The following is a 12,891-nucleotide window of genomic DNA, read 5'->3' as shown; positions in this document are numbered from 1 at the left end:
CCAGCACCCGGGCCGCCGCCGCAAGCACGCGCTGCCGACCGGCGAGACCCCGCGCGTCACGAAGCTGCTCTCCCAGGTCACCGCGCCCGAGCCGCAGGCGACGACCGCGCTCCGCCGCGATCCCGCCGCGAAGTCGATCGCCCTGACACCCGTGCCCTCCGCACCACAGAAACCCTTACCTCCCAAGCCTTCCCCGCAGCCGACCGTCGTCGTTCCCGCCACCGTTGCCCCCAGGTCGGCCGATGCCCCGCGGACGGTCGTGGCGCCGCCCACCGTCGTCGTCCCCTCCCTCGCGAGTTCGCCCGCGATCTCCCCACCCAAGGCCGCCGACTCGCCCACCGTGCTCGCCCCGGCCAACCTCACCCAGCCGCCCACCGCACCACAGCCGGGGCCGAACGCCACCACCGTCCTCAACCCGGCCGACACACAGAACGGCGCGCCGACAGTGCTCGCCCCGGTGCCCGCGACGCACCCGGCGCACCCCGCCCAGGCCTCACGCCCGGCGATCCCCCTGCCCGCGCCGCCGCAACTCTCCGCGCCACTGCCGATCCCGGCGAACGGCGGCCGGTCGAGCGGCCCCTGGCCCGCTTCTCCCCCACCGGCGACGGCGGTGACGGCGGTGCGCACAGGGCTCGCGCTGGCGGCCGACCCGCGCAAGGACCTCGAAGCCGGGCTCGGCGTGCCAGCGGCGCAGAACTTCTGGTTCTGGGTGGAGATCCCGGCAGTGCAACCGGTTCCCGGCGCGGAGGACTCGGTGCTGTCGGTGGCGCTGTTCGAGTTCCCCGGCGAGTTCGCGATCAAGCAGGACGCCGCGCTCGGGCAGATCCGGCTCGGCGCGGACGGCAGTTCCACGGTCCTGCGGCAGCCGTCGATCGTCCAGGACGGGACGCGGCTGTGCTTCCCCGTCACCTCGCCGTACACACTCGGCCCCGCGCGCCTGCGCTGCAACGTCTACTGGCGGCAGACGCTGGTGCAGTCGGTGCTGGTGCACGTCCAGGTCACGGCGAAACCCGTTCCGTGCCCGAACGCCATGTCGTCCACAGTGGACTACCGCATCGCGGACCCCGCGGAAACGCTGGGCATGACAAGGGTTCCCGAGCACTCGGCGAGCCTGATGCTGACCGGGGACGGCAGGGGCAGCCAGTCGGTGCGGCTGCTCGCGACGGACGGCGGTCAGACGCTGCGCGCGGAGACCTCGCTCGGCGAGCACCAGCTCGCCGAGGAGATCCGCCTCGCGCGCGGCGCGCTGAACCGGGTGGCGTGGGCCAGCTCCGAACCGTGGCGCGCGGGCCTGGAGTACCGCTACGCCGCACCGCCGACGGTCGAGCAGTTCACCCTCGACCTCGGGTTGCTGGCCACGCACGGCCGTCGCCTGTACCAGCTGCTGATGAGCGGGGTGCCCGAGCACGTCGGCGCCGCGTTCGCCAAGCCGGGTTTCGTGCAGGTCCCGCTCGCCCCGTCCAGCCGCCACGTGCTGCCGACCGCGCTGATCTACGACCTGCCGCTGGACATCGGCTCGCCGGTGCTGCGGCTGTGCGCGGACTTCCTCGCGGCGGTGCAGCGCGGCGGCCTCTACGGCAGCCCGTGCTTCCTGCGCACCTGCGCGCACGCGCGGCAGCCCGATCCGACGACGGTGTGCCCCGGCGGTTTCTGGGGTTTCCGGCACGCGCTCGGGCTCCCGGTCTCGGTCGGGCTCGGGCCGTCGCTGCCGCCGACCCTGCCCTCCGGCAACGGCGTCGGCCTGGCCGGCGGGCTGCACCGGGGCCTCGCCTCCGCCGACGAGCACAGCGCCGCACTGCGCAGGATGCTTCCGTGGCGCGATTTCCAGCTCGGCGAGACCCCGGAGCGCACACTGTCCGAATTGGACAGTGACCCGCAGGTCGTCTACTTCTACTCGCACGGCGGGGTCGACGGCGACATCCCGTTCCTGCGCGTGGGCTCCGACTCCGACGATCCGCTCACCCCGGCCGACTTCCGCCAGCGCGGGCTGCGGTGGCAGCGGAGCAGGCCGCTGGTGTTCCTCAACACCAGCGGTGTCACCGGGATGCGGCCCGAGCGCGCCATGGGCCTGATCGGCTACTTCGTCAACGAAGCGCTCGCCAGCGGCGTGATCGGCACGGAGACCACGGTGTTCGAGGAACTGGCCGACGAGTTCGGCCAGGAGGTGCTGCGCTCCTTCGTGATCAACCGCGACGCCATCGGGGTCGCGGTGATGCGCGCCCGGATCTCGTTGCTGGCCAAGGGGAACCCGCTCGGCCTCGCCTACGTGCCGTTCGTCTCACCGTCGATCGGCCTCGCCGCGGGGTAGTCGCGGCCGGGTAGTCTCCGACGATGCGGCAGCAGGCCATCGGCACCCTCATCGGAGCGACCGGCGGAACGGCGTTCGTCCTGGTCAACGCGGGAGCCCCGCTCAGCGACACCCTGACCACGGTGGCGCGCGTCCTCGGCGTCGCGCTCTTGGTCGCGGTGCTCGCCGTAACGTTTCGGCAGAGGGAGAAACCCGCGACCGCGTCGGGCGGTTTCACCAAGGGCTACTGGTTCGTCGTGCTGGCCGAGGTCGTCGCGCTCTTCGGCGGCTTCCAGGTGTTGCGCGCCCTCGACGCCCCACCGCAGGCGAACGTCGCCTGGGTCGCGGTGGTCGTCGGTCTCCACTTCGTCGCGTTCGTGCTCGTGTGGCGGACGTGGACCATCGCGGTCCCCGGCGTGATCTTGGCTGTGCTGGGCGGAATCGGACTGGCGATGGCGTGGACGTCGGCGGTCGCGTGGGTGCCGGTCGTCAGCGGTGTGCTCTCGGGGCTGACACTGTTGCTGTCCAGCCTGGTGTTCAGCTCGCTGGCCTGATCTTGGCGTGCATGTGCGCGTCGTGCCTGCCGTCCGGTTGCAGGTAGGCGCTCCTGCGCGTGCCCTCCAGGGCGAATCCGAGCCGCCGAGCGACCGCGCACGAAGCCGTGTTGCCCACCGCGTGGCCGAGCTCAAGCCGGTGCAGCCCGACCACGTCGAACGCCCACTCCGCCAGCACCTCCGCCGCGCGCGTGGCGACACCGCGCCCGCGCGCCGCGGGGAGCAGCCAGTAGGACAGCTCCGCCTCGCCCTCCGCGAGATCGACACCGCGCAGCCCGACCTGCCCGAGCACCTGGCCGTCCGCGGTGATCGCCCAGCTGGACGCTTCCTCGGCGGCCCACCGACGTGCCCAGCTCGCCGCCCACGCCTCCGCCTCAGCGGTGGACTCCAGCGACAGCCGGTGCCACTGCCGGACGTCCGGATCGGCGAAGGCGACGAGCAGCGCGGGCGCGTCCTCGGCACGCCACGGCCGCAACTCCAAGTCCGCCGAGGTGATGACGGGCTGCGGTGATTTCGCGAGAGTTCCGGGTTCACAGACGGGGGCGACCAGGAGAGGCATGGTCGCCAGTCTGCCAATCCTCACGGCACAGCGGCAACAGTGGGAAGCTCCGTGGTGGCGCGCTGCTGGGGGAGGTCGACGGTGTCCGTGTCCGCGACCATGGACAGGTCGCCGTTGGTGATCGGCACGCGAAGCAGGTCCTCGGGCAGCTCGAACGCGGCGAGCAACAGGTCGACGTGCGGCGTCAGCTCCTCGCACAGTTCGTTGAGGCGCCCGGGGATCGACCGGACCTGAGCGGGGGTCAGCAACCCTTCGCAGAGGTACCACGCCGCAGCAGACTGGATCTCCGTCAGGGCGTAGAGCTCGGTCAGCGGGCGCAGCGCCGCTGCGGCCTCCGGAGAGTTCACAGTGGATACAGCCTCCAGGAAGCTCGCCAGGATCAGCCGGTTGCCGTGGGCCTCGACGAACTCCACGGCCTCGGTGAGGCTGTCGTGGGACTTGAGGGCGCGGTGGAGTTCGCGTTCGCGGGTGCCGAGCAGGCTGAGCCAGAGATCGCGGTCGAGCAGATCGGCCGACGGCGGCTCGTAGTGGTGGTCGGCGATCATCGACCGCGCGGCGTCGAGGCACAGCAGGAAGTTGTCACCCCCAGCGGCATTGCTGACGATGGCCAAGCCCTGGTAGTCCAGCAGGCGGTTGACCGTGAAGACACCGCGCGCGCCGCACCGCTGCCTGCACTCGGCGGTCAGGCGCTCGGTCTTCCACGTGGTGATGGCCTTGGTCAGCGACAAGGTCCTGGGCAGCGGGTCCAACGGCGACGGCGGGACCTGGCGGTTGGTGGAGTTGTGGATCATCGCCGTGGCCTTGGCGGCCTTCGCGCGGTTGGCGTGGCACGTCAGGGCGTAGGCGGTGGCGAGAGCGCCGTAGAGCGCGCGCTGCTGGGTGCGGTGGCGGATCACCGGGCCCCACGGGCTGTTCGGCTCCATGGCGGGGCGGTTCATCGAGTAGCGCAGCGCGATCTGAGCACTGGCGCGCGCGGCTGCGGCGAGCGCGGCGGTCTGGGCGGTGCGCACGCTCTGCGCGACGGTGAGCGAGCGCACCAAGCGCGCCTTCTGGTCGTCGATCGGGTCGTGGAAGTCACCGTCCTCGGCGATGGAGGCGCTGTCGTGCAGCAGCGAACTCATCGGCACGCGAACGTGGTCGAAGGAGATCACCGCGTAGTCCATCGGCACCTGCGTCGCCTCGGGCAGCTGGGTGATCGTCACGCCCGGGAGCAGCCCGTCATCCCCGCGCAGGTGCACCACGAACAGGAAGACACCACGGTCCTCGCCGCCGATGTTGAGCTGCGCGGCGACGGTCGCGAGCTTGGGCACACCGGGAAGGCCGACGTTGGGCATGAACTTGCGGGCGGCCTCATCCGGTGTGTGCAACACGAAGTCGCGGCGCTCGTGGTCGTAGGTCGCCCGTGTGCGCATGGAAACGTGGCTGTTGCCGTAGCCGAGCTCGGTGATCAGCAACGCGCCCGTCGAGGTCATCTTCTCCAGTGCGGTGACGTACTCGTCGAGGTCGTCGCGGCCCGCACCGAGTTCGCGGATCGCCGCCAAGGCGCCGCAGTAGTGCGTCACCATGGCGATGAACAGCGACGGGCTTACCACAGCGGAGAACTCCAGCAACGCGAACAGGCGGTGCGGGTGCTCCACCAGCTCCTCCGGGCTGACGTGGTCGTTGGCGAAGCGCATCCGCTCGTAGGTCAGCCGCAGCTCCTCCTGGTAGGTGAGCCCGTCGCGCCGGGCGAACAGCTCATCGCCGAAGATCTTGCGCAGCTCGTCGCGGAACTCGGGCTCACAGTCACCGTGCACCAACCGCGCCAACGCTGACAGGCTCTGATCGCTCACTGGCTTCTCCTTGTCTCGTTTCCACTCCGGACACCACGACGAGCACGGTCCCGGCCGCACTCGCCACGGCGGCACCGGAGCCGTCCGTGGTCAGCACGATCGACTTGCCGTGAAGGGAGAGGAGTTCGACGTCGTTGAACTCCGTGCGCAGTTCGACCATGCCGATGCGCACGGGGATCGCGATGCGCGGCAGCAACAGCAGCTGCACCAACGCGTCGACGAGCAGAACAGGGGCCCGGAAGGACGAGAAGTCCCATTCCGCCAACGACGGCGCGAACACCGCTGAAGCACCCGAATCGGAGATCTGGACATCGCGGAGCGAGGCGAACGGCCCGCTCAGCTCGACCTCTCCACCCGGCGAGTAGAAGGGCGGCGTGATCGCGGCCCCCACGACTCGCTCCACGGACGACCGGGACGACTGTCCGGCGTGGACGGTGCAGGTCATGTGCGCGCGAGGCGCCTTGAGCACCGCGAGGTCGCTCAGCACGGCGTCGGCCGTCACCCGGTAATCCGAGTCCGGCAGCACCGGCGCGTGGAACTCCAGGTCGGTGAGCACATCGCCCGGACGCGCGATCTGGTCGATGATCATCGCGGCGGGCACCACGGCGCGGCCACGGATGCGATGACAGGAAAGGAAATCACCGGAGGGCCGCCAGCGCAGGGAGACGAGGCGCCGCTCCGCAGGACCGAGGTAGGTCACCTCCGGCGTTCCATCCACAGTGGACAGTTCGCCGGCGAACAGCGCACTGCCGTCAATGTCGGAGAGCCCGGTCAGCGCGTTCTGCCGGAGCAGGAGATCGCGGATCACCGGCTGGGCGGCGAAACCCGACTCCGTCCACAGCGCCCAGGACAGCGTCGTCTCGTGCGTTCCGCCGAAGTTCCGCTGCCAGCTCGCCGCCGCGTTCAGGATGTCGTTGCCGGAGCAGTAATCCGCCTCCCCCGGCCAGCCGAGCACCGCGAGCAAGGAGCCGAAGTTGATCCACCGCGCCGGTTCGCGGCCCGCGAACGCGCGGCGCAGGTTGAGGTAGCCGAGCAACTTGGTGTCACGGACCGCGCGCGCCCGCTCCAGCGACACCGAGCGAACCCCACCGCCGTTGTGCAGCCCGGCGGCGTTGATCAGCAGGTCCACCCGCGCGGGGAGCTGGCCGACCGCAGCCGTGACGGCCTCCGCATCGGTGACGTCGCAGGGTATGTGGTGGACCTTCCCCTCGCCGCACAGCTCGGTGAGCGCCTCCAGCGTGCGCCGGGCCTCCGCTGCCGCGAGCCGCCGGTCGAACTCCGCCGAAGCCTCACGAACAGTCCACTGTGGATGCTCGGCGATGAACGCCTGCCGGGTCGCGACATCGGTTCCGGGCCCCGTCCGGCTCAGCACGTAGATCGTCGGCTGGTGCTCGCGGGCCAGATCGCCGAGCAACCGCGCGGTCAGCCCGCGCGCTCCTCCCACGGCGACGACGACGTCGATCGGCTCGACCGGGCCGGGAACGACCGGGGCCGGGCACAGCACGTGCTCCATCCGCCTGCCACCGGAGTACACCGCCACGGCCAGCTCGCGGTCCAGCGCGGACTCCGTTGCCAGCACGTCCGGAGTCATGTCCACCGAATCGGTGAGGACGGCGAAGGCGAACCTCTCCCTGGCGAGGCTCTTCACCAGCCCGGTGAACGGCGCGGTGGCGGGATGGACGACGCCGTCGCGCAGCGCGTCGACCATCAGCACCGCGAACGAGCCGTCCTCCTCCCACAACTGAGCCGCCTCGTAGGCCAGGTCGTGCACTTCTCGCAGGCGCGACAAGGCCGACAGGTCTTCTGGCGACGTCCGTGACGCGCCGATGTCGATGATCACGCGGACGTGCCGAGCGGCGGACACTGCCTCGGTCTCCTCCGTGATCACCAAGGCTCCGTCGGGGATGGCGGGCAGTGGTGGCCGGACCGGGCGCGGCGGCGCCTGCGCGAGGCGGCGCTCCATCCGCTCGACGGCAGCGGGCGGTGGCGCGAAGACGATCTTCGGTCCCCATTCGCACGCACCGCCGATCGTGCTCGACCGACCTGAAGCCAAGGCCGCGGTCATCACCAGCAGCGGGTCCGCGCCGAGGTAGGTGCGTCCGAGCCCGGCGAGCGGGCGAACTGCCTGCGGCCGGGAAAGCGGCTCCACAGAGCCGAGTTCCGTGCGAACGGTGCCGAGAACGGGCAGGCCGTGCCGCGCGGCGGTGGACTTCCTGGTCAGCACCACCATGAAAGCGCCCTCCGCGACCGGCGGGTGGTCGGCGATGACGGCCGCCAGCTCGGGGCCGCTGTTGCCGCTGACTCCGGCCACCACGGCGACGTCCAGGTCTCCGTGGCGGAGATACCGCTCCGCGCACCGGATCGCGTCGATCCCGGCGTCGACCCCGGTGTCCACGGTGAGGTTCAGCCCGTGCCAGTCGGCCAGCGCGGACAACCTGGCCGGGATCAGGTTCGGCATGATCCCGGGGAAGGCGTCCTCCGTGCTGGGCGGAACGGCCGCGCGCACCTCCCGCTCCAGTTCACCGAACCCGGGCTCCGATCCGGCGCAGGTGCGCAGATCGCCCAGGTAGCAGCGCAACGCGTACTGCACGGCGCGCCGGGTCGGCCCGGTGTGACCGACCACGACACCGGTCGTGTCCTTCAGCTCCTCGCACATCGCCCGCACCCGCGGGTCGAGCTGGCCGGCGGCGCGCAGCACCATGATCTGGCTGCGGTCCATCGTGCGCAGCGTCGCTGGCGGCAGCCGCACTTCCGCGAAGGAGGGCAACGGGTAGTCGGTGCCGAAGCCCACGGCCGGAGCGGCTCGGTCACCGCGGAGCCACGCGGAGGCCTCAGCGGCGTCGAAACCGGGCAGGTGCGCCGACCAGCCGACCACGACCAGCTCGTCGGTGGAGAGCGCGTCCTCGCGAGCCGTCGGGGTGTCGGAGAGCAGCAGGTGCGCGTTGGTTCCGCCGAACCCGAACGAGGAGACCGCCACGCGTCGAGGTTTCCTTGCTGGCAAAGGGGTTTCGGTGGTCATCGGCCGAAACCGGCTGCCCTCCAGGATCGGGATCGGTTGTTGGAGATAGCGTTGCGCCGGAACCGATCCGCGCTCCAGCCCGGACAGGGCCTGCACCAGCGACACGATGCCCGCGCTCCACCCGGTGTGCCCGACGATCGGTTTGTTCGACGACAACAGCGCGGGCGGGCCGGAGCCGGCGACCCGGTGCAGCGCGGCCAACTCCGTGCTGTCGCCCGCCTGCGTGCCCGTGGCGTGGCCGATCACCCACTGCACCGAAGCCGGGTCGGCACCAGCGCGTTCGTAAGCGCGGCGGAGCGCGAAAGCCTGCCCGGCCTCGTTGGGCGCGTAGATCGCCTTGCCGCGCCCGTCGCAGGACAGGCCGACGCTCTCGATCACACCGAGCACCCGATCACCGTCCGCACGTGCCCTGTCGAGCTGTTTGAGCACGACGACCCCGGCTCCGTCGGAGAACAGCACGCCGTCTGCGGCTCGGTCGAAGGAGCGGACCTGCCCCGACCTGGAGAGCCCGGAGAGCTTCGAGAAGAGCACCAGGTTCCGCGCGCTGTAGGCGAAAGTCCCACCGCACACCGCGACCTCGCACGAGCCCTCGCGCAGCGCCTTCATGCCCAGGTCGATCGCGTAGAGCGAGGACGAGCACGCCGTGTCGACCATGACCAGCTCGGTCCTGTCCGGCAGCAGTCCCGCGATGGCGTTGCGGCCGATGCGATGGGGCAGGTACTCCGAGGGGTCCGTTCCGCGGACGTAGCGATCACGGAGAACCTCGTTGTCCCCCAAGTGCTCCCGCGCACCCGCGTAGACCAGGTACTCCTCCAGCTCCTGGCTGCCGTCCGCCGTCGCACCGAACGCGGCGAAGCACCGGTCGCCGGTGCGCACGCCCGCCAACGCCGCGATCAGGCTGTGCCGCAACCACTGCGTGCTCCGGTCGGCCAACTCGGGATGCGGGTCGAACGACGTCACGAAGCCGGACCGCCGCGTGTACGTGCGGTCCTCGGCGGCCGGATCGGTGGAGTGGAAGGAGGAGATGTCGAAGCGCTCCGGCTCGACGAAGACGTTGTGCTCGCCGGAGAGCACCTTCCACAGCTCGACGGGGTCGGTCGCACCGGGCGCGACCACGCCCATGCCGACCACGGCGATCGCCCCCGGCACCGACTCGGGCTCATCGCGCCTGGGGGACAACGACATCGCGCCCAGTGACAGGCCGCCGTCGGCGATGACGGTCTGCCCGGTGATCCAGGACGCCTGCGGGGAGGCCAGGAAGACCACCAGCTCGGCCAGCTCCCGCTCGGTGCCGAGGCGGTTGCCCAGCGGCGTGGACGCCCGGACCTGGTCCGCGAGCGCTTGCGCGTCCGGGAACATCCCGGCGATCGCGTTGTCCAGCAGGCCACCGGAGGCGGTGTTCACCCTGATCCCGCGCCCGGCGTACTCGACGGCGAGGTAGCGGGTCAGCGACTCCACCGCGGCCTTGGTGGTGCCGACCGTGGCGTAGTCGCTGATCACCATGCCGCTGCCGAGCGAGGACAGGTTGACGATCGCCGGGTGCTCCCCCGTCATCAGCTCGACGGCCCTGCGCGCGCACCACAGGCTTCCGCGCACGTTGGTGTCGAAGGCGCGCTGCCAGTGCGAATCGTCCACTTCGGACAGTGGGAGCAGTGCTCCGGACGCGGCGTTGTTCACCAGCACGTCAAGCCGGCCGTGGCGTGCCGCGATCTCGTCGAACATCGCCTCGACCTGGCCCTGATTGGCCACCGATGCCCTGATCAGCTCGACCGGGTGGCCCAGCGCCGCGCATTCGGCCTCGAACGCGACCGCCTGCTCACGGGCGTGGAAGTAGTTGGCGATCACCCGGTCACCACGGGCGGCGAACGCGAGCGCGATGGCCTTGCCCAGCCCGCGCACGCCGCCCGTGACGAGGACGATCCGGCTCATGACAGAACCCGCTCTGCGCCCATGACGTGATCGGCGATCGCACCGAGCGACGGCAGTTCCCACACCCGCAGCTCGCCGGGCTGGTCGGGCAGGCCGAACTCCTCCACCACCCGCGACAGCAGAGCGGTCTGCTTCAACGAGTCCACGCCGAGTTCGGCTTCGAGCAGCGCCTGCTCGGTGAGCGCGTCCTCCGGGTACTCCAGCGCCGCCGCGTACAGCGCGCGCAGCTTCGCCAGCACGGCGTCCTTGCCGAGGGCCGTCTCGACCACCGGTTCCGGCTCGCGCGCGGCGGGGATCTCCACCGGCGCAACGACTGCGGAGGCGGTGTCGGTCCGCTGCGGGCGCACATCGGCCTCCCCGGTGAGCGCGCGCCGCAAACCCCCCGTCTCGTCAGCGGGATCGAGCAGCGGGGCGATCGTGCGCACCCCGGGCACCGTCAGCTCGACACAGCGCGTGAGCGCGTTGAGCGCTCCGGACTCCACGAACACCGTCGCCCCCGAGGAGTGCAGGTCGCGGACCGCGTCGGTGAAGCGCACCGGCAGCACCATGCACTCCGCGATGGCGTGCTTCAGGTCGTCGATGTCGGAGTACCACCGGCCGTGGACCGGCGAGTACACCCTGTGCTCCAAGGGTTTCTGCTCGATCCCCGACATCAGCCCGAGGAACCGCGCGACCGCGGGCCGGGCGCTCGGGTGGTGCGAGGCGTAGGGCAGGTGGAGCTTGGCGTAGAACAGCTCCAGCGCCTTGGCCACCCGCCCGGCGCGGTCGATCGCCTCGACCGGGCCGCTGATCACCGTCTGCCTCGGCGCGTTGAGGCAGCCGACCGCGAGCTCCGGCTCGTCCATCGCGCCGATCAGGTGCCGCACCACGGCCTCGTTCGCGCCGACGGCGGCCATCGCCCCCTTGCCCTCCCAGTCGGCGAGCGCCTCGGCGCGGGCGCACACCAGGCGCACCCCTTCGGCGAGGGTGAACGCGCCCGCGGACACGAGCGCGGCCATCTCGCCGAAACTGTGCCCCAGCAAGGCGTACGGCCGCAGCCCCGCCGCCGCGAGCACCCGGTGCGTCACCACCGACGCGCCGAAGATCGCCAACTGGAGGACCTCGGTCGGCAACGCCAGCATCTCGCGGATCGGCCGCGGCTCGTCCCGCAGAACCGCTTGCGCCACAGAGGGAACTCCGTGCTGGGCGGCGGCGCGGTCGATCTCGGCGAGGGTCCGTGAGACCTCCGGGTGCTCGCCGGCCGCCTGCCGCAGCATCCCCGTGGAGTACGCCCCGAGGCCGGGGAAGAGCAGGACCGTCCTGGCGCTCATACCGGTATCCGTCCCATCTCCATCAGCTCGATCAGCGTCGGGCCGCCGATCGTGCTCGTCATGCCGCCGTCGAGGGTCAGGCACGAGCCCGTTGTCATCCGCGCCGCGTCACCGGCCAGGTAGAGCACGGCGCCGACGACGTCCTCCGGATCGCCCCACCGCCGCGCGGGCACCGAACGCAGCAGGCCGTCGGAGATGTGCTCCTGCCCGGACATCGCGCTGGTCAGCTCGGTGGCGATCCAGCCAGGCACCACGCAGTTGACCCGCACCCCGCTCGCCGCCCACTCCGCGGCCAGCGACCTGGTCAGCGACGCCACCGCCGCCTTGGTCGCCGCGTAGTGCGAGAGCATCGGCACGCCGCCGACCCCGGACACCGAGCCGATGTTGATCAGCGAGCCGGAGCGCTGGCGCACCATCACCCGGCCCGCCTCGCGGCAGAAGTGCACGACGGACTCCAGGTTGAGCCGGATCGCGTCGGTCCAGTCCTGCGCGGTCAGCTCCAGGAACGGCCCGGCGAAGCCGAACCCGCCCGCGTTGTTGACCAGCACGTCGAGCCGGCCGAACTGCGCGACGGTGTCCGACACCGCGGCGCGCACCTGCTCGGCGTCGCCGACGTCGCAGGTCAGCACGACCGCGCGGCGGCCGAGCTTCTCCACGATCTCGGCGACCTCGCGCAGCGCGTCGCTTCCGCGCGCCAGCAGCGCCACGTCGGCACCCGCCTCGGCGCAGCCCAGCGCGATCGCCCTGCCGATCCCCCGCGAAGCGCCGGTGACCAGCGCCGTTCTTCCTTCCAGCGCGAACACGGCCCGCCCCCCCTCAGATCTCGCCGAAGAGCAGGTTCCCCGGCGAGGCGGGGTCGGTGCTCAGGTAGAAGTCGCAGAGCGCGTCGAGGATCTCCGCGACCGAGAGGGTGCCGCCGCCGTCGGTGTCGAGCCGGTCGAAGATCAGCCCGGCGTCGTCCATCGCCGCGGCGTTGAACAGACCGAGCAGGCGCGCGAACTCCTGCCGGTCGAGCTGGCCGTCCCCGTCGGTGTCGCACAGGTCGAGGTTGGTACGGGCCAGCGGGGCGATCATCCGCGCGAAGCCCTCGCGGTCCCCGGCGACGCGGGCCATGCCGGTGAGGAACTCGGGCTGGGAGATCCTGCCGTCGCCGTCGGTGTCGATCTCCCCGACCAGCGCCGAGCACAGGTCCTGGTAGCCCGCCCGCACGCGCTGGGCCTTCGCCGAGTCCGGGTCGGCACCGAGCCCCGCGATGAGCCGGTCGGCGAGCTGGGCGAAGTCCTCCGGCTCCAGGTGGCCGTTGCCGTCCACGTCGAACATCGCGAAGCGGCGAGCGTACTTGCGCTCCAGCAGGTTCTCCGAAGAGGTCGCCGGAGAGGCCGTCGAAGAAGTCATTGTGAA

At 71.3% G+C, this 12,891-nt stretch carries 7 protein-coding genes and 1 pseudogene; 2 read left to right on the top strand and 6 right to left on the bottom strand.

The genetic code is table 11. The features are described from left to right. Both CCN37_RS40170 and CCN37_RS27445 read left to right on the top strand, forming a co-directional pair. A pseudogene (locus CCN37_RS40170) lies at positions 1-2,308 on the top strand (hypothetical protein); the annotation flags it as partial. A 23-nt stretch (positions 2,309-2,331) separates the two neighbouring features. Further along, positions 2,332-2,841 carry a hypothetical protein gene (locus CCN37_RS27445; RefSeq protein WP_086826236.1) on the top strand — a complete coding sequence of 170 codons (510 nt, stop codon included), beginning with the start codon at positions 2,332-2,334 and terminating at the stop codon, positions 2,839-2,841. Here the strand turns inward: CCN37_RS27445 and CCN37_RS27440 are convergent. Genes CCN37_RS27440 through CCN37_RS27415 form a run of 6 tightly spaced genes read right to left on the bottom strand, consistent with a single transcriptional unit; the run spans position 2,825 to position 12,885 of the window. Then, positions 2,825-3,400, bottom strand: a complete 576-nt coding sequence (locus CCN37_RS27440; protein WP_086826234.1) for a GNAT family N-acetyltransferase — start codon at positions 3,398-3,400, stop codon at positions 2,825-2,827. The genes CCN37_RS27445 and CCN37_RS27440 overlap by 17 nt on opposite strands. Before the next feature lie 20 nt (positions 3,401-3,420). After that, positions 3,421-5,232, bottom strand: a complete 1,812-nt coding sequence (locus tag CCN37_RS27435; RefSeq protein WP_086826232.1) for an acyl-CoA dehydrogenase — start codon at positions 5,230-5,232, stop codon at positions 3,421-3,423. Continuing rightward, on the bottom strand, positions 5,186-10,180 hold the full coding sequence (locus CCN37_RS27430) for an SDR family oxidoreductase (protein ID WP_086826230.1): 4,995 nt from the start codon (positions 10,178-10,180) through the stop codon (positions 5,186-5,188). The genes CCN37_RS27435 and CCN37_RS27430 overlap by 47 nt, the downstream gene beginning before the upstream one ends. Beyond that, the gene (locus CCN37_RS27425) at positions 10,177-11,490 is read right to left on the bottom strand and encodes an acyltransferase domain-containing protein (protein WP_086826229.1); all 1,314 of its coding nucleotides are present in this window, start codon (positions 11,488-11,490) and stop codon (positions 10,177-10,179) included. Before CCN37_RS27425 ends, CCN37_RS27430 begins: the two co-directional genes overlap by 4 nt. After that, the gene (locus CCN37_RS27420) at positions 11,487-12,293 is read right to left on the bottom strand and encodes an SDR family NAD(P)-dependent oxidoreductase (RefSeq protein ID WP_210408227.1); all 807 of its coding nucleotides are present in this window, start codon (positions 12,291-12,293) and stop codon (positions 11,487-11,489) included. The genes CCN37_RS27425 and CCN37_RS27420 overlap by 4 nt, the downstream gene beginning before the upstream one ends. Before the next feature lie 13 nt (positions 12,294-12,306). Then, positions 12,307-12,885, bottom strand: a complete 579-nt coding sequence (locus tag CCN37_RS27415) for an EF-hand domain-containing protein (RefSeq protein WP_168200888.1) — start codon at positions 12,883-12,885, stop codon at positions 12,307-12,309. Positions 12,886-12,891 lie beyond the last annotated feature (6 nt).

The sequence above is a fragment of the Allokutzneria sp. NRRL B-24872 genome (genome assembly GCF_002155965.1).
Taxonomy (GTDB): Bacteria; Actinomycetota; Actinomycetes; order Mycobacteriales; family Pseudonocardiaceae; genus Allokutzneria.
This window is presented reverse-complemented; position numbering and strand designations above follow the sequence as displayed.